The following is an 18,878-nucleotide window of genomic DNA, read 5'->3' as shown; positions in this document are numbered from 1 at the left end:
CCTCGGCTGATCGAACGGTCGACGCGACAGCGCCCGGCAACAAAAGAAAAGACGGCCCATGGCCGCCTTTTCGTCTGCTGCGGGTAGCAACGATTATTGCTGTTGCTGCGCCTGCTGCAAGGGCTCGACCAACACCTTGGCCTCCATGTGCTCGACCCCGCCGCCGCGGCGCATGCCGCGCACCGGACAGGCGTCCAGGTAGTCCAGGCCGATGGCCAGGCGCAGGTGCCGCTCCGGCCGGGCCAGGCGATTGGTGACGTCGTAGCTGTACCAGGCACCGTCATGCCAGGCTTCCGCCCAGGCGTGGCTGGAGAGGTGCGCGCTGTCGTCGGTGCATAGATAGCCGGACACATAGCGCGCCGGAATGCCCAGGCTGCGGGCGCAGGCCAGGAAGGCATGGGCATGGTCCTGGCAGACCCCGGCGCCCTTGGCGAAGGCCTGGGCGGCATTGCCGTCCACCTCGGTGGAACCGGGCAGATAGGTCATGCGCTCGTGCAGCCGCTCCATCAGCTGGATCAGGGTGGCACGATCGCGGCGACCATCGCAGACCTCGCGGGCGAAGGCCGTCAGCGCCTCGTCGGCCTCGGTCAGCCGGGTCTGGCGCAGGAAGGGAAAGGCCGAGGCCTGGCAGGGCTCGGCCTCGAAGGCCTCGTCGATCTCCACCTGGCCACTGGCGGTGATGGTGATGGCGTCGTGCGGCGTATCCAGGGTCAGCACATGCAGGATGTTGCCGAAGGGATCGCGCTGCGCCCGCGCCGGCCGTGGCAAGTCCAGCTCCCAGCCGAGGATCCGTTGACGGGCGTCGTCCTGGGGCGTGAGCCGCAGGTACTGGATGCTGGCGCGTACCTGGTCGGCGTAGCGATACAGGGTTTCGTGATGGATCGCGAGTCTCATACGGTCTCCAGGTAAGCGGTGTTGATGGCGCTGCCGAGCTGGCGGACATGAACGATGAAGTCGCCGATCCAGGCATGGAGTCCTTCTTCGAGCACCTCGTCGATGCTGGTGTAGCGCAGCCGGGCTTCCAGACCGGCCGCCAGGCGCTTGGCCTCACGGCCGTTCTCGCCGGGCAGACTGGCCAGCACCCGGTGCAGTTCGATCACGCAGGCCAGCAGCGAGCGCGGCAGGTCTTCCTGCAACAGCAGCAGCTCGGCACCGTTGCGCACGTTGAGGGCATCGCGATAGAGCTCGGTGTAGGCCTCGAAGGCGCTCAGGGCGCGCAACAGGGCGCTCCACTGATAGAAGCCGCGGGCCGAGGCGTCGCTGATGGCTTCCGCCTCCTCTTCCCCCAGGACCTGGTAGCGGGCGTCGAGCATGCGCAGGGTGTTGTCGGCGCGCTCGACGAAGGTGCCCAGGCGAATGAAGCGATAGGCATCGTTTCTCATGATGGTGCCGACGGTGGCACCGCGGAACAGGTGGGAGCGCTCCTTGACCCATTCGCAGAACCGGCTGATGCCGAAGCGGATCAGGCCGGTGACGGCGATCTCGCGCATCTCCAGCCAGGTGGAGTTGACGTTCTCCCACATGTCCGCGGTGATGCGTCCACGTACCGCGTGGGCATTGCTGCGCGCGGCCTGCAGGCAGCAATAGATGCTGCCGGGGTTGCGCTCGTCCAGGGCGAAGAAGTGCAGCAGGCGCTCGGGGTGCAGGGCGCCGTGCTTTTCCCGGTAGTCATCCAGGGTGCCGGTGATGAGCAGCGGCATGGCCAGCTCGTCCAGGCCTCCGCCCTGCCCGCTCTGCGGCATCATCGACAGCGAATAGCTGACGTCCAGCATCCGCGCGAGATTCTCGGCGCGCTCCAGGTTGCGGGACATCCAGTACAGATCGGCAGCGGTACGACTCAACATGGTGGGGTCGCCTTTCAAAGGTCCTTGCGAGGCCGCCGGGGCGGCCACTGTTCTGTGGCGATCTAGTCCTGCACCACCCAGGTGTCCTTGGTGCCGCCGCCCTGGGAGGAATTCACCACCAGCGAGCCTTCACGCAGGGCGACCCGGGTCAGGCCACCGGGCACCAGGCGCGTCTTGCGCCCGGACAGCACGAAGGGCCGTAGGTCGATGTGCCGCGGCGCGATGCCGTTCTCGACGAAGGTCGGGCAGGTGGACAGCGACAGGGTCGGCTGGGCGATGTAGGCGCTGGGATTGGCCTTGAGCCGGGCGCGGAAGGCTTCGATCTCCATGCTGCTGGCGGTGGGACCGACCAGCATGCCGTAGCCGCCGGAGCCATGGACTTCCTTGACCACCAGCTCGGGCAGGTTGGCCAGCACGTGGGACAGTTCGTCCGGCTTGCGGCACTGCCAGGTGGGCACGTTGTAGAGGATCGGCTCTTCGCTGAGATAGAAGCGGATCATCTCCGGGACATAGGGATAGATCGACTTGTCGTCGGCCACCCCGGTGCCGATGGCGTTGGCCAGGATGACGTTGCCGGCGCGATAGGCCGCCAGCAGGCCGGGCACGCCGAGCAGGGAATCCGGATTGAAGGCCAGGGGATCGAGGAAGGCGTCGTCGAGACGGCGATAGATGACGTCGACCTTCTGGAAGCCCGAGGTGGTGCGCATGAACACCTGTTCGTCGCGCACCAGCAGATCGGCGCCCTCCACCAGCTCCACGCCCATCTCCCGGGCCAGGAAGGCATGCTCGAAATAGGCGCTGTTGAAGCGCCCCGGGGTGAGGACCGCCACCGTGGGATTGTTGACCGGGGTGGAACTGCGCAGGGTGTCGAGCAGCAGATTCGGATAGTGGTCGATGGGCGCGATGCGCTCCAGGGTGAACAACTCGGGAAACAGCCGCATCATCATCTTGCGGTTTTCGAGCATGTAGGACACCCCGCTGGGGGTGCGCAGGTTGTCTTCCAGCACGTAGTAGGCGCCGTCGCCATCGCGCACCAGGTCGACCCCGGCGATATGGGCGTAGATGCCATTGGGCAGGTCCAGCCCCTGCATCGCCAGCTGGTACTGGTCGTTGGCCAGCACCTGTTCGGCGGGAATGACCCCGGCCTTGATGATGCGCTGGTCGTGATAGAGGTCGTGGAGAAAGAGATTCAGCGCCTGGACGCGCTGGATACAACCGCGCTCGATGATCTGCCACTCGCTGGCGGGAATCGCCCGCGGCAGCGCATCGAAGGGAATCAGGCGCTCCGTGCCCTGCTCGTCGCCATAGAGGGTGAAGGTGATACCGGCGCGATGGAACAGCAGATCGGCTTCGCGCCGCCGCTGGGCCAGGAGTTCCGGGGGTGTCTCGCTCAGCCATTGCGCATAGCGACCATAGTGCGGTCGGCATTGCGCCTGGACGTCATACATCTCGTTATACAGTTGGCGGCTCATGCCGATCTCCTTGTCACCCACGGTGCAGCTTCGCAAGCCGCGTGCCAGCGCAAGAGGCTTGTAGATCAAGCTCTTGCGCGGCATCGGGTCGCGCGGTGCACCAAAGCCAGGCACGTAAGCGTGCGCATGCACCGCAACGTTTCCGTCATGAGCCTAAGACGGTGCGGCCGGCGGAAAGTGCGATGATTGAGCGGCGGAGTGATTTCAGAGGGTGAGACGGGCATCCCTGGCGGGATGCCCGTCTCGGCAGGGCTTGGATCAGGCAGAGCTGTGGCTGACTTCCTGGGTCACGCCCCAGCCGTCGAGCTGGCCGCCCAGGGGCACCACCACCGCTTCCAGATCGCTTTCGAAATCGTCGATGGTGGCGTGGGTGGCGAACATCACCTTGCTGACCTGCAGATGCCAACCACCCTCTTCGTGCGGCATCACCTGGGTATTGAGGGACTCGCCGTGAAACTGGTCCGCAGCGATGCGGGCCTTGCCTTCATCGGCGAAGATGGCGAAGAAGTCGATTGGATGGAAACGGGCGAAATCGAAGCCGCCCTCCTTCATCCGCTGCAGCAGGTTCAAGCTCACATCATCGGCAAACGACAAGGACATAGGACAACCCTCCTCTGGTTCGGATGATCTTCTCGCCGAAGCGTCGCTACCGACGTCCGGCGAGTCGCGGCTGAGAACTCGAACGGTGCCGCGACCGCCAGGGCTTACGCCTTGCCGATGGCCTCCAGCACGTATCGAGGTAGAGCAAAGGCAGCAGCATGCAGCTCCGGGGTGTAGTAACGGGTCTGGATGCCTGTATCACTGTAGCGCTGCGCCAGGGTTTCGGCATCTTGCCGACGCAAGGTCACGTCCTTGCTGCCCCAGGCGAGGGTCATGACACCCCCTATGTAGGTAGGCACCGCTGACAGATAAAAGTGCCAGTCGGCGAACAGCCCGGACATCCGGCCGGCGGTGGTCTTGACCTCGTCCAGTTGCAGGAAGGGGGTACCGTTCTGGGCCACCATCACGCCGCCCTCGTTCAGGCAGCGATGGCAGGCCTGGTAGAAGTTCTCCGAGAACAGCACCTCGGCCGGGCCGATGGGATCGGTCGAATCGGAGATGATGACGTCGTAGCGCTCGGTGGTGTTGGCGACGAAATTCATGCCGTCGTCGATCACCAGGTTCAGTCGCGGATCCTCGAAGGCGCCGGCGGAATGGCCGGGGAAGTGCTCCTTGCACATCTCCACCACCGAGCCGTCGATCTCGACCATGGTGATGTGCTCGACCCCCCGGTGCTTGGCCACTTCGCGCAGGATACCGCCGTCACCGCCGCCGATGATGAGCACCCGCTTGGGCGCCGGATGGGCCAGCAGGGGCACGTGGGTGAGCATCTCGTGATAGATGAATTCGTCGGCCTCGGTGGTCTGGATGACGCCATCCAGGGCCATGACCTTGCCCAGCACAGCGTTCTGGAAGATCACCAGGTGCTGGTGCTCGGTGCGCACCTCGTGGAGCAGGCGCTCGACGGTGAATCGCTGGCCATAGCCGTCATAGAGGGTTTCCAGGTAGTCGCTCATGTCGATCTCCGCAGGTGGCAGGCCGAGACAAGCAATGCCCGGCCAAAAGCCGGGCATTGTAAGAGCTGGATGTGACAGGCTCCAGCGTTGTGCTGGCTAACCCTTGTGGGTGGGCGCGGTGGCCGAGCGATTACCGCGCGGGCCGGCGGCCGCCCAGGCGATCAGGCCGATCACCGGCAGCACGATGATGAGCACGGTCCAGCCGATCTTGGCGTTGTTGGTGCTGTCGCTGCGGATGACGTTGACGATGGCCCAGATGTCGAGCAGGAAGACGATGAAGCCCAGTACACCGCCGATGGTGGAATTGATCATGTCGCGACTCCCGTTGCGAGGACATAGGTCTCGTCAATTGGGACTGGCAAGGGCGGCGTCGAGTTCGGCCGGCTCGCTTGGCAGCGGCGCCGGCCGGGGGCGTTCAGAGCCAGGGCAAAGGCTCGCGAGCTAGAGACAAACAAGGCGAAAATGGCTGAGGAAGCGGAGTTTACAAGCGGTAAATGAGCATTCCGAAGCCATTTTCAACGCCGTTTGGCCGACGCGCAGCAGCCTTTGTCCAGGTTCTTAGGCGAAGGCGGCGAGATCGATGTCAGCGAAGGACGCCACGCACGGATGATCGCCGAGCTGGCCACCGACACGCACCAGGCCGCAGGTCGGCAGACCCGCCTGGCGCGCGGCATCCAGCTCTTCCACCACGTCGGAGAGAAACAGCAGGTCCGCCGGCTCGTGGGTGGTGGCCGAGGCGATGCGCGCATAGGACGCGGCGTCGCGCTTGCCGCCGGTCAGGGTATCGAAATACCCGGAAAACAAAGGGGTGAGATCGCCGTGCTCGGAGCAGCCGAAGATCAGCTTCTGCGCCTGTATCGATCCCGAGGAATAGACGTACAGCGGCAACCCGGCCACGTGCCACTGGCGCAGCGCCTGGACCGCGTCGGGATAGACGTGCCCCTTGAGGGTGCCGGCGCGATAGCCCTGCTCCCACACCTGCCCCTGCAGGGCCTTGAGCGGCGTGGCCTTGCGGTCGCTGGCGATCCATTCCAGGAGGATGGCGATCACCCGCTCCACGTCGGCATCCAGCTCGCCGGCTTCGGCGCGCACGGCGTCGAGTTGCTCGGCCACCGCCGGCTCTCCGGCATGGGTGCGCACATGAGCCGGGAGGTGCTCGCGGGCATAGGGAAAGAGCACGTCGAAGACGAAGCTGACGGCGCTGGTGGTGCCTTCGATATCGGTGAGGATGGCCTTGATCGTCACGCCTCGACCTCCAGGCGCGGGAAGCGCTGGGCGATGTCGACGCCGGTGAAGTGGGCCACCCAGCCGTCGGGATTGTCGAACAGGCGGATGGCGACAAAGGACGGCGACTCGCTCATGTCGAACCAGTGCGGGGTACCGGCCGGTACCGAGATGAGGTCGTCCTTCTCGCAGAGCACGGCATAGACGTGATCGTCGATGTGCAGGGTGAAGAGCCCCTGGCCGGCGACGAAGAAGCGCACCTCGTCCTCGTTGTGCCGGTGCTCCTCGAGGAACTTGGCGCGCAGCGCTTCCTTCTGCGGATGCTCGGGATGCATGCTGATGACGTCGACGGTCTGGTAGCCACGCTCCTGGATGAGGCGATCGATCTCCGGTCGGTAGGCGGCGATCACCTCTTCCTGGCTGGCGCCGGGTGCCACCGGGGCGGTGGCCTGCCAGCGCTCGAAACGCACCCCGACCTCGGCCAGGGTGGCGGCGATGTGCTCGCCATCGCTGATCACCTTCAGCGGCTGGCGCGGTTCGGCATCGTGGTAGACGGTCAGTCGGCTCATGGACGCAGGCTCCGGGTCTTGAGTTCGCATTCGAAGAGGAATTCGAAGGCTTCCACGTGGCGCAGGGCATCGGCCATGCGCGGGCCCCAAGTATAGAGGCCGTGTCCGCGGATCAGGTACCCCACGCAGTCGGGATGCACGTCCAGCCAGGTCTGCACCTTGTCGGCCAGGCGCGGGATGTCCTGGTCGTTGTCGAACACCGGGATCTCCACCCGCACCTCGTGGGTGGTGACGCCGTGCAGCGCCTTCTGCAGCTCGTAGCCGTCCAGCAGCAGGCGATCCCCTTCGAGCTGGCGTGAGAGCACCGTCGAGTTCACCGAATGGGTGTGCAGCACGGCGCCGATCTCCGGCTGCCAGCGATAGAGCTGGGTATGCAGCGCGGTTTCCGCGGACGGCTTCTTGGCCTCCAGCGGGGTGCCATCCAGATCGGTGGCGAGGATGTCGTCCAGCTCCAGCTGGCCCTTGTGCTTGCCGGACACGGTCAGCAACAGGCGGCTGTCGGACAGCCGCACCGAATAGTTGCTGCTGGTGGCCGGCGACCAGCCGCGGCCATAGAGGAAGCGACCGGCATCGATGATTTCCCGGGCCAGTTGCTCACGCTGCTGGATCATGGAGGGTTCTCCTTGGTTCTGTACGAAAAGTCGCCGAGCGACGGTCAGGCGAGGCGCAACGACCAACGGGAGTAACAGCCAACGGCTGGCCCAGAGGGTGAGCGCCAGCGAATCAAAGCGCTGAGGAAGCGGAGTTTACGAGAGGTAAATGAGCATTGCGACCGGGCTGGCGATCCAGGTGTTTTCAACGAAGCCTCACCGAGCGCAGGCACTTTTCGTACTGGACCTAACGGACAAGAGGATGAGGAAGGCCCCCGCCAGCGCCGCCAGGGAGGCGCCGGCAAAGGCGGCAAGGGCACCGGCCACCTGCCAGGCATAGCCAGCATACAGCGCGCCGAGCGCCCCGCCAGCCCCGGACAGGGCGGCGTAGAGCGACTGGGCCTGGCCCTGGCGGCGGCGGTCGAAATGGGACTGGACGAACTGGATGGCGGCGGCATGGAAGCAGCCGAAGGTGGCCGCATGCAGCAACTGGGCGAACAGCAGCACCGTCAGGTGATCGGCCAGGGCGCCCAGCAGCAGCCAGCGCCCGGCGGCGATGAGAAAGGCGGCCACCAGCAGGGTGTTGAGCGCCAGCCGCGCCAGCAGCTGCGGCATCACCAGGAAGATCAGCACCTCGGCGACCACTCCCAGCGACCAGAGCTGGCCGATGACGCCGCGGCCATAGCCGAGTTCTTCCAGGTGCAGGGTGAAGACCGTGTAGTAGGGACCGTGGGACAGCTGCATCAGCGCCGCGGCGAGGAAGAAGGCCAGCACCCGCGGCTGGCGCAGGGTGGTCAGGAAGGGCTCGGCCGGCGCCTCGGGGCGCTGGTCCGGATCGACCTTGACCCCCGGCACCGCCAGCGAGGCGAGCAGGATGATCGCCATCACCAGCAGCAGGTAGGCCGGATAGAGATCCAGACTGACGTATTCGAAGGCCCAGCCGAGTCCCGCCACCGCGGCGATGAAGCCGATGGAGCCCCAGAGACGGATGCGCCCATAGCGCTGCGGCTGGTCGCGCAGGTGGGCCAGGGTGATGGCTTCGAACTGCGGCAGCACCGCATGCCAGAAGAAGGCATGCCCGGCCATGATCAGCGCCAGCCAGGCGAAGCCCTGCCCCAGGTAGATGCCGGAAAAACACAGCAGGGTGCAGGCGGCGCCCAGGCGGACGATGCTCAGCCGGCGACCGGTGCGATCGGCCAGCCAGCCCCAGAGATTGGGCGCCAGTACCCGCATCAGCATGGGGATGGCCACCAGCTGGCCGATGGCGGTACCGGAAAAGCCCAGGTGGTGGAAGTACAGCCCCAGGTAGGGCGCCGTGGCCCCCAGCAGCGCGAAGTAGGCGAAGTAGAAGCCCGACAGACGCCAATAGGGAACCGGCATCGTGGGTCCGGTGCTTGGCGCCTGTTCAGGATCTTGCGAGCTAGAGACAAACAAGGCGAAAGTGCCTGAGGAAGCGGAGTTTACAAAAGGTAAATGAGCATTCCGAAGGCATTTTCAACGCCGTTTGGCCGACGCGCAGCTGATCATGGACAGGTGCTCAGAGTTGCGGCAGGACGGGCGTGCCCACCCGTACATCGGCATTTTGCGCGCGGTGACGCAAGAGGTGATCCATCAGCACCAGGGCCATCATCGCTTCGGCGATGGGCGTGGCGCGGATGCCCACGCAGGGATCGTGGCGACCCTTGGTGATGATATCCACCGGCTGGCCATGGACGTCGATGGAACGCCCCGGGGTGGTGATGCTGGAGGTGGCCTTCAGCGCCAGGTGGGCGACGATGGGCTGGCCGGAGGAGATGCCGCCCAGCACGCCACCGGCGTTGTTGGACAGGAAGCCTTCCGGGGTCAGTTCGTCCCGGTGCTCGGTGCCGCGCTGGGCGACGCTGGCGAAGCCCGCGCCGATCTCGACGCCCTTCACCGCGTTGACGCTCATCAGCGCATAGGCCAGTTCGGCGTCGAGGCGATCGAAGATCGGCTCGCCCAGCCCCGGCGGCACGCCGTCGGCGACCACGGTGATGCGCGCACCCACAGAATCCTGATCGCGGCGCAGCTGGTCCATGTAGGCCTCCAGCTCCGGCACCCGATCCGGATCGGGGCTGAAGAAGGCGTTCTCCTCCACGCTGTCCCAGGTCTTGAAGGGGATCTCGATGGGACCCAGCTGGCTCATGTAGCCGCGCACCCGGATGCCCTGGGTGGCCAGGTACTTCTTGGCGATGGCGCCGGCCGCCACGCGCATGGCGGTCTCCCGCGCCGAGCTGCGACCGCCGCCGCGGTAGTCGCGCAGGCCGTACTTGTGGTGATAGGCGTAGTCGGCATGAGCCGGACGGAACAGGTCCTTGATCACCGAGTAGTCCTTGGACTTCTGGTCGGTGTTGCGGATCAGCAGGCCGATGGGGGTCCCGGTGGTGACGCCCTCGAAGACCCCGGAAAGGATCTCCACCTCGTCCGCTTCCTGGCGCTGGGTGGTGTGGCGACTGGTGCCGGGCTTGCGCCGATCCAGGTCGCGCTGCAGGTCGGCGAGGTCCAGGGGCAGTCCGGGTGGGCAACCGTCGACGATGGCGACCAGCGCCGGGCCATGGCTTTCGCCGGCGGTGGTGACGGTAAACAGCGTGCCGAGGGTATTGCCGGACATGCGAGGGCTCCGCGCTACGGGTGAAAGGTATAGATTCAAATTGGGAATGGGCGATTTTACACGCGCCGTGGTCTTTTACACGGATTGTGTGCGGGATAGGCCCCCACACCCCAGCTCTCCGGTGCCCTTCCCGCCATGCGTCTGCTGTTCTCCCTGCTGCTGTGCCTCGCCCTGCCCGCCCTCGCCACGGCGGCCGATCCCGTGCTCTATCGTCCCCTCCAGCTCGACACCGGCAGCGGTGTGCTCAAGGGCAGTCTGATCCTGCCGCGTAGCGACAGGCCGCAACCGGTGGTGCTCTTCGTTTCCGGCTCGGGGCCCATCGATCGCAACGGCAACGCCCCCGGCGCGCGCAACGCGGCCCTGCAGCGGCTGGCCGAGGCCCTGGGCCGGCAGCGGATCGCCAGCGTGCGCTTCGACAAGCGCGGCGTGGCCGAGAGTCGCAGCGCCGAGCCGGACGAGAGTCGCCTCAGCGTGGAGCGCTATGTCGACGACCTGGTCGGCTGGATCCGGCTGCTGCGCGCCGATCCGCGCTTTTCCGCGGTGATCCTGCTCGGCCACAGTGAAGGCGCCCTGATCGCCAGTCTGGCCGCCGACCAGGTGCCGGTCGCCGGGGTAGTGACCCTGGCCGGCAGCGGCCGGCCCATCGACGTGGTGCTGCGCGAGCAGTTGGCGGGCAAGCTGTCGCCGGCCGGCCTGGCCAGCGCCCAGTGGATCATCGACCAGTTGCTGCGCGGCACCCCGGTGCCCGAGGTGCCGAAGGAGTTGCTGGTGCTGTTCCGCCCCAGCGTCCAGCCCTATCTGATCTCGCTGTTCCGCCAGGATCCGGCCAGGGCCTTCGCCGGCATCCACGCGCCGGCGCTGATCGTCCAGGGTACCCATGACGTCCAGGTGGAGGTCGACGATGCCCGCGCCCTGCAGCGCGCCAAACCGGATGCGGAACTGGCCATCATTGCCGGCATGAACCACATGCTGCGCATCACCCCGGCGGACTTCCAGGCGCAACTGCCCAGCTACGACAATCCCAACCTGCCCCTGGCCCGCGCGCTGGTCGAGCGCGTGACCGCCTTCGTCGCGCGCTCAGGTTCCTCGCGCGCCGGCCGATAAGCCAGCAAAGGCGCCCAGGCGGCGCACCCGCTGGAGCCCGTCCGTGGACACCCCCGATCACGCATCACCGGCCGTCGAGGCCGCACCCAACGAGCCCCACCCCTGGGCCAGCCTGCCGCCGGAGCGCTTTCAGCTGCTGCGGCTGATGCCGCAGCCGGCGGATCGCCGGGTCGGCTCGCGCCCACTGCGCTTCGTGCAACTCGGCCTGGTCGAGCGCCATGGTGACGAGGAAAGCCTGCTGCGGCTGACGGTGCAGATTCCCGGTCAGCTGCTGCACCGCGAGGTGAACGTGCTGGAGGTCTGGGTCGACCATCGCCAAGGCGAAATCCGCCTCGGCCCGGAGCGCGGTCTGCAGATCGAGCCGGAAGAACGCGGCCTGGGACGCTTCCTGCTGGCGCGGGCGGCCGCCTGGGCACGCCTGCGCTGGAGCCACTACCGGGTGCAGGACCTGCCCCTGGCGCGCCGCGACGCCCTCGACGAAGACAGCCGCAAGCGCCGCGACCACGTGCTCGGCGCCCAGGGCTTCACCGTCGAGACGGCGGCGGATGACGAGCGTCAGCAGCTCTGCCGGGCCGCCCGGGTCAGCCAGCTGCGCGAGGACTGGAATGCCGACAAGGTGCAGCTGCTGTCGCTGCTGGACGGCGCCACCCTGCTGGAGCAGTGCGACCGGGTGATCGACGAGCGCGATGCCAGTCTGCGCCAGCTGGAGGACCGCATCGCCCTCTATCGCCGCGATGACATCTCGCTGCGCTTCGCCATCGGCTGCCTGGCGGTGTTCTGCCTGTTCCAGGCCGCGCTGCTGATCTGGATGGCGCTGCGCTGAGCGGTCTGGTGCCGCGCCAGGCACCCTTGCCGACGACCTGTCGGCAGCGCCCAGGCGCCACCCCTCGCCCGAGGCTTGCTCCCCCGCCGGACCCTGCTAACGTAGCCACCCGTTCGCATCCATCCGCCCGGAGTGTCCGCTGTTCATGGTCTCGCCTCTCCTGTTTCGCCCGCGCGCGCCCCTGCGTCTCGCTACCCTCGGCCTGCTGACCGCCCTCGCCGGCTGCCAGTACCTCGGCGAAGAGCAGCCGACCCGCAGCCAGCCGCAACTCAAGGGCAGCCTGCCGCTGCGCGGCCTGGCGCAGACCGCCTCGGTGCGCCGCAATGCCGACGGCCAGCCGCTGATCGAGACCACCACCTTTCACGATGCCCTCTTCGCCCTCGGCTACGTCCATGCCAGCGAACGCCTGGCGCAGATGGTCGAGCTGCGCCTGCTGGCCCAGGGTCGGCTGGCCGAGGCCTACGGCGAAAGCCGCCTGGACAGCGACAGGTTCATGCGCGCCGTGGACCTGCGCAAGGCCGCCCAGGTGGCCTACGGCAACGCCTCGCCACGGATGAAGGCCTTCTTCGAGGTCTATGCCCGGGGGGTCAACGCCTATCTCTATCGCGCCGGCGAACGGGTCCAGCTGGATGGCCACGACTACCGCGCCGAATACTGGAAGGCCGAAGACAGCGCCCTGCTCTTCGAACTGCTCAACTTCGCCCAGGCGGTGGACCTGCGCAAGGAAACCGCGGCGCTGGCCCTGGCCACCCAGGTCGGTCCCGAGCGCCTGGCCTGGCTCCTGCCCACCTACCCGGACGAACCCCTGCCGGACGAGGAGACCGCCAAGCTGCGCGGCCTGAATCTGCGCGGCCAGCTGCCAGGGCTCGAAGCCCTGCTGCAGGTCCAGCGGCAACTGGCGGAGCAGGCGCCCTTCGGCGGCCCCACCGGTACCGCCTGGGCGGCCACCCCGGGGCACACCCGCAGCGGCCGCAGCCTGCTCGCGGTGGACAAGGTCAGTGCCGTCGGCCAGTCGCCCTTTACCCTGGTGACCCTGAGGGCGCCGCGCTTCGAGGCCGTGGGTACCACCCTGCCCGGTCTGCCACTGCTGCTCGACGGCTACAACGGCAAGCTGGCCTGGGGCGCCGCGACCCTGATGGGCGACAGCCAGGACCTCTACCTCGAACGCCTGCAACGCCAGGGCGGTCGCCTGCAGGTGCAGAGCGGCGGTCAGTGGCAGCCGGCCGGCGAGCGGGTGGAGACCTTTTTCGTCCGCGGTGAAAAGCCGCGGCGCGAGACGCTCTATACCAGTCCCCGCGGTCCGCTGCTGAATCTGGCCCTGGCGCCGGACGCCAACGGCTACGGCCTGGCCCTGCGCAGCAGTCGCCTGGAGGCCGACAAGAGCCTGGACGCCCTTTTCGACCTCTCCCGCGCCAAGGATGTGGAGCGCGCCTTCGAACTGGCTCGCGACCTGCGCGCCAGCGACTGGAATCTGGTGTTCGCCGATGCCGAGCACATCGGCTGGCAGGTGACCGGGCGCTATCCCAACCGCCGCAGCGGCCTGGGTCTGCTGCCCTCGCCCGGCTGGGACGAGCGCTACGCCTGGGATGGCTACGCCGATCCCATGCTGCACCCCTATGACCAGGATCCGGCCCAGGGCTGGCTGGGCGCCGCCAACCAGCGCGTGGTACCGCGTGGCTACGGCATGCAGCTGTCCAGCAACTGGTCGGGCCCCGAGCGTCAGGAGCGCCTGGCGCAACTGGCCGGCCGTTCGGCGCGCCTCGATGGCCGCGACGCCATGGCCCTGCAGCAGGACCAGACCACCACCCTGGCCGCCAAGCTCAAGACCCAGCTCGACTCCCCCGGCTTCGCCGCGCCGCTGCGCCAGGCCATCGCCGCCCTCTCGGCGGGCCAGCGCCCGCAGGCGGAAGAGGCCCTGCGGCGTCTGCAGGGCTTCGACGGCCGCCTGGCCGCCGGCTCCGGTGACGCGGCGCTCTACGAAGCCTTTCTCCAGGCCCTGGCCGAACAGACCTTCGCCGACGAGCTGGGTGGCACCCGGAGTCCGGCCTGGCAGGCCTTCACCACCCTCAGCGACACCGGCTACAACGCCATCGTCGATCACCTCCTGGCGCGCGACGACAGCCCCTACTGGGATGACGTCAGCACCGCCACCCACGAAGACAAGCCGGCGATCTTCGCCCGCGCCCTGGCCGCGGCCATCGCCACCTGCGAAGCCCGGCTGGGCAGCGATCGCGCCAGCTGGCAATGGGGCCGCCTGCACCGCCAGGACGGCAACGCCTATGGTGGCGATGGCTCGACCCTGGACCTGACCGCCAGCCACTGGGGCGGCAATGACCAGGTCTGGCTGGCGCCGGCGCTGCGCCTGGTGGTGGACTTCGGTCTGGCCGAACCGCTGCAGGCGAGCCAGGCCGGCACCCCGGGCAAGGGCTGGACCCGCGGGCAATACCGGAGCCTGCCGCTGCAGCCGCAGAATCTGGAGCGCGTCTATGGGCGCGACCGCCTGCTGCTGATCCCGCAGAAGTAGCCCCGCCGCTGGCAACCCGCGACTTGGCGCGGGTTTTGCCCCGCTTCTGACAGACCTCAGCCGGCGTCGCCCCTTTCCGCCGCGCCGCGGACCGCTGCAGAGCCGCTGTCCCGCGGGTGCATGGGCAGTGAAAGCGCCCGGTGATGGTGCCGTGCCTGTCACCATAATGGTGCAGGCTCTAGTCGAGACGCCCATAGCGGTGCACAGAGAGGCACCTGAGCGTCTGTCAGCCGCCGGAGACACCATGCCTGCCCAGCCTTCCCCCCACGCCGCGTATCTCTGGGTCGCGGGTTCGGACGCCCCGGAAAAGCCGGAGCTCAACCTGGGCTTCCTGCCCCTGAGCGATGCCGCCTCGCTGATCGTGGCGGCGACCCAGGGCTTTGGCGAACCCCATGGCCTGACGCTCCATCTGCACCGCCAGCCCTCCTGGTCGGCGCTGCGCGACAACCTGCTCAACGGCCAGCTCGACGCCGCCCACTGCCTCTACGGCCTGGTCTATGGCGCCCATCTCGGCCTGGGCGGCGCGCCCGCCACGCCGATGGCGGTGCTCATGAGCCTGGCGCAGAACGGTCAGAGCCTCAATCTGGCGCGCAGCCTGACCCGGGAAGGCGTCCGGGACACCGCCTCCCTGGTGGAACGGATCCGCCAGCCAGACGCCAGACCGCTGACCCTGGCGCACACCTTTCCCACCGGCACCCATATCTTCTGGCTCTACTACTGGCTGGCCGCCCAGGGCATCCATCCCCTGCAGGACGTGCGCACCGCGCTGGTGCCGCCACCGCAGATGCCCGAGCACCTGGCCGCCGGCCGGGTCGACGGCTTCTGCGTCGGCGAGCCCTGGGGTGCTGCCGCGGTGGCCCGTGGCCAGGGCTTCACCCTGACCACCACCCAGGCGATCTGGCCGGACCACCCGGAAAAGGTGCTGGCCTGCACCGGCCACTTCGCCGAGCGCTATCCCAACACCGCCCGGGCGCTGATCCGCACCCTGCTCGACGCCAGTCGCTTCATCGAGGAGAGTCGCGAGAATCGCCTGGGCACCGCCCAGCTGATCAGCGGCGCCGACTATGTTGACACCGACCCGGCGCTGCTCGCCCAGCGCTTTCTCGGTCACTACGAGGACGGCCTCGATGGCCACTGGGAAGACCAGCACCCCCTGGCCTTCCATCGCCAGGGCGCGGTCAATCCACCCTATCTCTCCGATGGCCTCTGGTTTCTCACCCAGTTCCGCCGCTGGGGCCTGTTGCGCGAGGAGCCGGACTACCTGGCCATCGCCGAGGCCGTGCAGTGCACCGAGCTGTACCGGCAGGCCGCCACCGACCTGGGGCTGGCGGTACCGCCGACCCGGCGCAGCAGCACCCTGTTCGACGGTCGCACCTGGGACGGCAGCGATCCGGCCGGTTACGCCCGCAGCTTCGCCATCCACGCGCTCAGCGACTACTAGGGAGAAAGACCTTGCGCATCTTGCTCATCGACGACACCCCCAAGCAGGTCGGCCGTCTCAAGGCCGCGCTGATCGAAGCCGGTTTCGAGGTCATCGAGGAATCCGGTCTGACCATCGACCTGCCCGCACGCATCGAGGCCCTGCGGCCGGACGTCATCCTCTTCGACACCCAGTCACCCGGGCGCGACGTCATGGAACAGGTCTGCCTGGTCACCCGCGATCGGCCGCGCCCCATCGTCATGTTCACCGACGAGCATGACCCGGCAGTGATGCGCCGGGCCATCCAGTCCGGGGTCAGCGCCTATATCGTCGAAGGCATCCAGACCAGTCGCCTGCAGGCCATCATCGATGTGGCCCGCGCCCGTTTCGAGACAGACCAGGCCCTGCGCGCCGAACTCCAGGCCCGCGAGCAGCAGTTGCTGGAGCGCAAGAAGGTCGACCAGGCCAAGGGGCTGCTGATGAAGATGCGCGGCTGCAGCGAAGACGAGGCCTACACCCTGATGCGCCGCCAGGCCATGAGCAAGCAGCAGAAGCTGATCCAGGTGGCCGACCAGATCATCGCCATGAGCGAACTGCTCGGCTGAATCCGGAGGACGCTGCCCGGACCTTTCTTTAACCCCATAATTTTCCTCGACAAGCGCAGCGACCTGCGGCTACTGTCCGCTGCAGGTCACCTCCTGTGACCCACGTCGCTCGGACGGTTCCGGGCGCTTACGTACTTCGAGGAACGCATGACTGATTCCAGTCCCGTGCGCCGCTTTGCGCGCATCGATCGCCTGCCCCCCTACGTCTTCAACATCACCGCCGAACTCAAGATGGCCGCGCGCCGTCGCGGTGAGGACATCATCGACCTGTCCATGGGCAACCCCGACGGGCCGACCCCGCCGCACATCGTCGAGAAGCTCTGCCAGGTCGCCCAGCGCGAAGACACCCACGGCTATTCCAGTTCCAAGGGCATTCCGCGCCTGAGACGCGCCATCTCCCACTGGTACCGCGACCGCTACCAGGTGGAGATTGATGCCGACAGCGAAGCCATCGTCACCATCGGCTCCAAGGAAGGCCTGGCGCACCTGATGCTGGCCACCCTGGATGCCGGCGATACCGTGCTGGTACCCAATCCGAGCTATCCGATCCACATCTACGGTGCGGTGATCGCCGGGGCCCAGGTGCGCTCGGTACCCCTGGTGCAGGGCATGGACTTCTTCGCCGAACTGGAGCGGGCCATCCGCGAGAGCATTCCCAAGCCGAAGATGATGATCCTCGGCTTTCCCTCCAACCCCACCGCCCAGTGCGTGGAGCTGGATTTCTTCGAGCGCGTGGTGGAACTGGCCAAGCGCTACAACGTGCTGGTGGTGCACGACCTGGCCTATGCCGACATCGTCTTCGACGGCTGGCAGGCGCCCTCCATCATGCAGGTGCCCGGCGCCAAGGACATCGCGGTGGAATTCTTCACCCTGTCCAAGAGCTACAACATGGCCGGCTGGCGGATCGGCTTCATGGTCGGCAATCCCGAGCTGGTCGCCGCCCTGGCGCGGATCAAGAGCTATCACGACTATGGCACCTTCACCCCGCTGCAGGTGGCGGCCATCGCCGCCCTGGAAGGCGACCAGCAGTGCGTGCGCGACATCGCCCAGCAATACCAGCAGCGCCGCGATGTCCTGGTGCGCGGCCTGCACGAAGCCGGCTGGATGGTGGAGAACCCCAAGGCGTCGATGTACGTCTGGGCCAAGATTCCCGAGCCCTATGCCCACCTGGGTTCGCTGGAATTCGCCAAGAAGCTGCTGGCCGAGGCCAAGGTCTGCGTCTCGCCGGGACTGGGCTTCGGTGACTATGGCGACGATCATGTGCGCTTCGCCCTGATCGAGAACCAGGACCGCATCCGCCAGGCGGTGCGCGGCATCAAGCAGATGTTCCGCGCCGACGGCCTGCTGCCCAAGGCGGCCGCGCGCAAATCCGGCATCGAGCCGGCCTGAGCCTTCGCCGCGCCGTCGACCGGCGGCGCGGCGAATTCTTGTCAGTCCGGGCGTTCCAAGCTATAAGCCGCTAGTGACCTCCTGGGATATCGCCATGCTGAAAGGCCTGTTCAATCTGCTCAAATCGCCCTCCGCGGACGATCTCAAGCTGGCCGCGAGCATCAACAATTCCTACAAGTCCATGCGCGTGGTCGGTCGCGGCACCCTGCGCATCGATCCGGCGGAGATCTTCGACTCCCCCGAATTCAAGGAAGACCTGGACCGCGCCCGGCGGCTCATCAACCGCTGATGTTCCTGCTGCTGCTCCTGCCGATCCTGGTCAGCGGTTTTCTCGTCTGCCACAAGCATCCGCTGTACTTCTACCGCCTGCATCGCTACGAGGGCCAGTACCTCTATCTGCAGAGCGCGCGCTTCGGCCTGTTCTGCACCCTGCTCGCCGTGATCCTGCACCTGGGCATCGCGCAAATCGTGCAGGGGCGCAGCTGGTCCTGGGGTGAGCGGACCTTCTCCCTCGACTACTTCGCCGGTCTCGCCGAGCTGCTGCGCCGCACCGGCACCCTGGAAGATCCGCTGCAGGCCGCCTGGATCCTGCTGGTGACGGTGACCGCCCTGCTGATTCCCACGGCCTGGGCCACGCTGGCGCGCTGGACCATCAAGCGCAAGTACGGCCTGAGCGAGGACAACTACCGCACCTTCATCCTCGCCGGCATCCTCAAGGACAGTCCGCTGGACGATCTGCTGATGACCGCCTCCATCAACAAGGAGACGCTGATGCTGACCCTGGAGGAGCGCAAGGTGTACGTCGGCCGCATCACCACCCTGGGCGAACCAAGCGAAACGGAAGGCGCCGACCAGGACGTCTGCATCAAGCCGATCATGAGCGGCTATCGCGACAAGGACAAACTCTGGGTGACCTTCACCACCCACTATGCGGACAAGGGCAAGGACATTTACCTGACCCTGAAACAGAGCCAGATCGTCTCGGCGACACGCTTCGATTTCGACGCCTATGAAGCGTTTCGCTCAAGCGTAAGCCGCGCCTGATCTGGCTTGGCGTACTTTCTTCAGGGAACGTATGACTTTTTAGGCAGGTCCCATTTTGCAGGCGCGTTCACCGCCAGCCGGTGAC

At 67.0% G+C, this 18,878-nt stretch carries 19 protein-coding genes; 8 read left to right on the top strand and 11 right to left on the bottom strand.

Translation table 11 applies throughout. The annotated features are described in order from the left end of the window. Nucleotides 1–93: 93 nt before the first annotated feature. The 11 genes from CFE50_RS03050 to aroC all read right to left on the bottom strand — a co-directional run bounded on the left by CFE50_RS03050 (nucleotide 94) and on the right by aroC (nucleotide 9,884). On the bottom strand, nucleotides 94–894 hold the full coding sequence (locus tag CFE50_RS03050) for a transglutaminase family protein (protein WP_286731102.1): 801 nt from the start codon (nucleotides 892–894) through the stop codon (nucleotides 94–96). After that, complete coding sequence (locus CFE50_RS03045) at nucleotides 891–1,844, bottom strand: alpha-E domain-containing protein (RefSeq protein WP_007159008.1); 954 nt, start codon at nucleotides 1,842–1,844, stop codon at nucleotides 891–893. Before CFE50_RS03045 ends, CFE50_RS03050 begins: the two co-directional genes overlap by 4 nt. A gap of 62 nt (nucleotides 1,845–1,906) precedes the next feature. Next, entirely contained in the window at nucleotides 1,907–3,316 is a 1,410-nt protein-coding gene (locus CFE50_RS03040) for a circularly permuted type 2 ATP-grasp protein (RefSeq protein ID WP_007159009.1), read from the bottom strand. Nucleotides 3,317–3,574: 258 nt separating this feature from the next. Further along, nucleotides 3,575–3,916: a ribonuclease E inhibitor RraB gene (locus tag CFE50_RS03035; protein ID WP_241808556.1), complete on the bottom strand. Its 342-nt coding sequence runs from the start codon at nucleotides 3,914–3,916 to the stop codon at nucleotides 3,575–3,577. A 104-nt stretch (nucleotides 3,917–4,020) separates the two neighbouring features. Then, a complete protein-coding gene (speE, locus tag CFE50_RS03030) occupies nucleotides 4,021–4,872 on the bottom strand; it encodes a polyamine aminopropyltransferase (protein ID WP_286731097.1) in 852 nt (283 codons plus the stop codon). A gap of 96 nt (nucleotides 4,873–4,968) precedes the next feature. Beyond that, nucleotides 4,969–5,181: a PLD nuclease N-terminal domain-containing protein gene (locus CFE50_RS03025; RefSeq protein WP_372237634.1), complete on the bottom strand. Its 213-nt coding sequence runs from the start codon at nucleotides 5,179–5,181 to the stop codon at nucleotides 4,969–4,971. A 249-nt stretch (nucleotides 5,182–5,430) separates the two neighbouring features. Next, nucleotides 5,431–6,117: an acireductone synthase gene (mtnC, locus tag CFE50_RS03020; protein ID WP_286731093.1), complete on the bottom strand. Its 687-nt coding sequence runs from the start codon at nucleotides 6,115–6,117 to the stop codon at nucleotides 5,431–5,433. Continuing rightward, the gene (locus tag CFE50_RS03015) at nucleotides 6,114–6,665 is read right to left on the bottom strand and encodes a 1,2-dihydroxy-3-keto-5-methylthiopentene dioxygenase (RefSeq protein ID WP_027599882.1); all 552 of its coding nucleotides are present in this window, start codon (nucleotides 6,663–6,665) and stop codon (nucleotides 6,114–6,116) included. Before CFE50_RS03015 ends, mtnC begins: the two co-directional genes overlap by 4 nt. Beyond that, on the bottom strand, nucleotides 6,662–7,276 hold the full coding sequence (locus CFE50_RS03010; protein WP_027601863.1) for a methylthioribulose 1-phosphate dehydratase: 615 nt from the start codon (nucleotides 7,274–7,276) through the stop codon (nucleotides 6,662–6,664). The genes CFE50_RS03015 and CFE50_RS03010 overlap by 4 nt, the downstream gene beginning before the upstream one ends. A gap of 195 nt (nucleotides 7,277–7,471) precedes the next feature. Further along, nucleotides 7,472–8,635: an MFS transporter gene (locus CFE50_RS03005; protein ID WP_286731089.1), complete on the bottom strand. Its 1,164-nt coding sequence runs from the start codon at nucleotides 8,633–8,635 to the stop codon at nucleotides 7,472–7,474. Between the two features lie 157 nt (nucleotides 8,636–8,792). Continuing rightward, entirely contained in the window at nucleotides 8,793–9,884 is a 1,092-nt protein-coding gene (gene aroC / locus CFE50_RS03000; protein WP_286731088.1) for a chorismate synthase, read from the bottom strand. 135 nt (nucleotides 9,885–10,019) lie between these two features. Here aroC and CFE50_RS02995 point away from each other — a divergent pair, with 135 nt between their 5' ends. From CFE50_RS02995 to CFE50_RS02960, 8 genes are all read left to right on the top strand, one after another. Continuing rightward, complete coding sequence (locus CFE50_RS02995; protein ID WP_077172470.1) at nucleotides 10,020–10,988, top strand: alpha/beta hydrolase; 969 nt, start codon at nucleotides 10,020–10,022, stop codon at nucleotides 10,986–10,988. A gap of 43 nt (nucleotides 10,989–11,031) precedes the next feature. Next, the gene (locus CFE50_RS02990) at nucleotides 11,032–11,811 is read left to right on the top strand and encodes a hypothetical protein (RefSeq protein WP_286731084.1); all 780 of its coding nucleotides are present in this window, start codon (nucleotides 11,032–11,034) and stop codon (nucleotides 11,809–11,811) included. Nucleotides 11,812–11,956: 145 nt separating this feature from the next. Further along, nucleotides 11,957–14,335: a penicillin acylase family protein gene (locus CFE50_RS02985; RefSeq protein ID WP_286731082.1), complete on the top strand. Its 2,379-nt coding sequence runs from the start codon at nucleotides 11,957–11,959 to the stop codon at nucleotides 14,333–14,335. 244 nt (nucleotides 14,336–14,579) lie between these two features. Continuing rightward, nucleotides 14,580–15,776: a CmpA/NrtA family ABC transporter substrate-binding protein gene (locus tag CFE50_RS02980; RefSeq protein ID WP_241808549.1), complete on the top strand. Its 1,197-nt coding sequence runs from the start codon at nucleotides 14,580–14,582 to the stop codon at nucleotides 15,774–15,776. 11 nt (nucleotides 15,777–15,787) lie between these two features. Continuing rightward, complete coding sequence (locus CFE50_RS02975; protein WP_027599890.1) at nucleotides 15,788–16,360, top strand: ANTAR domain-containing response regulator; 573 nt, start codon at nucleotides 15,788–15,790, stop codon at nucleotides 16,358–16,360. Nucleotides 16,361–16,507: 147 nt separating this feature from the next. Beyond that, nucleotides 16,508–17,749, top strand: a complete 1,242-nt coding sequence (alaC, locus tag CFE50_RS02970; RefSeq protein ID WP_286731076.1) for an alanine transaminase — start codon at nucleotides 16,508–16,510, stop codon at nucleotides 17,747–17,749. Nucleotides 17,750–17,843: 94 nt separating this feature from the next. After that, nucleotides 17,844–18,038, top strand: a complete 195-nt coding sequence (locus CFE50_RS02965; RefSeq protein ID WP_007159025.1) for a hypothetical protein — start codon at nucleotides 17,844–17,846, stop codon at nucleotides 18,036–18,038. Next, entirely contained in the window at nucleotides 18,038–18,793 is a 756-nt protein-coding gene (locus CFE50_RS02960) for a hypothetical protein (protein WP_058791598.1), read from the top strand. Before CFE50_RS02965 ends, CFE50_RS02960 begins: the two co-directional genes overlap by 1 nt. Nucleotides 18,794–18,878 lie beyond the last annotated feature (85 nt).

It is taken from the genome of Pseudomonas sp. PGPPP4 (assembly GCF_002256045.1).
Taxonomy (GTDB): domain Bacteria; phylum Pseudomonadota; class Gammaproteobacteria; order Pseudomonadales; family Pseudomonadaceae; genus Chryseomonas; species Chryseomonas oryzihabitans.
This window is presented reverse-complemented; position numbering and strand designations above follow the sequence as displayed.

Coding starts and splice junctions, on each gene's coding strand:
- CFE50_RS03050 (WP_286731102.1), bottom strand. CDS start 894: ATGAGACTCGCGATCCATCACGAAACCCTGTATCGCTACGCCGACCAG.
- CFE50_RS03045 (WP_007159008.1), bottom strand. CDS start 1,844: ATGTTGAGTCGTACCGCTGCCGATCTGTACTGGATGTCCCGCAACCTG.
- CFE50_RS03040 (WP_007159009.1), bottom strand. CDS start 3,316: ATGAGCCGCCAACTGTATAACGAGATGTATGACGTCCAGGCGCAATGC.
- CFE50_RS03035 (WP_241808556.1), bottom strand. CDS start 3,916: ATGTCCTTGTCGTTTGCCGATGATGTGAGCTTGAACCTGCTGCAGCGG.
- speE (WP_286731097.1), bottom strand. CDS start 4,872: ATGAGCGACTACCTGGAAACCCTCTATGACGGCTATGGCCAGCGATTC.
- CFE50_RS03015 (WP_027599882.1), bottom strand. CDS start 6,665: ATGAGCCGACTGACCGTCTACCACGATGCCGAACCGCGCCAGCCGCTG.
- CFE50_RS03010 (WP_027601863.1), bottom strand. CDS start 7,276: ATGATCCAGCAGCGTGAGCAACTGGCCCGGGAAATCATCGATGCCGGT.
- CFE50_RS03005 (WP_286731089.1), bottom strand. CDS start 8,635: ATGCCGGTTCCCTATTGGCGTCTGTCGGGCTTCTACTTCGCCTACTTC.
- aroC (WP_286731088.1), bottom strand. CDS start 9,884: ATGTCCGGCAATACCCTCGGCACGCTGTTTACCGTCACCACCGCCGGC.
- CFE50_RS02995 (WP_077172470.1), top strand. CDS start 10,020: ATGCGTCTGCTGTTCTCCCTGCTGCTGTGCCTCGCCCTGCCCGCCCTC.
- CFE50_RS02985 (WP_286731082.1), top strand. CDS start 11,957: ATGGTCTCGCCTCTCCTGTTTCGCCCGCGCGCGCCCCTGCGTCTCGCT.
- CFE50_RS02980 (WP_241808549.1), top strand. CDS start 14,580: ATGCCTGCCCAGCCTTCCCCCCACGCCGCGTATCTCTGGGTCGCGGGT.
- alaC (WP_286731076.1), top strand. CDS start 16,508: ATGACTGATTCCAGTCCCGTGCGCCGCTTTGCGCGCATCGATCGCCTG.
- CFE50_RS02965 (WP_007159025.1), top strand. CDS start 17,844: ATGCTGAAAGGCCTGTTCAATCTGCTCAAATCGCCCTCCGCGGACGAT.
- CFE50_RS02960 (WP_058791598.1), top strand. CDS start 18,038: ATGTTCCTGCTGCTGCTCCTGCCGATCCTGGTCAGCGGTTTTCTCGTC.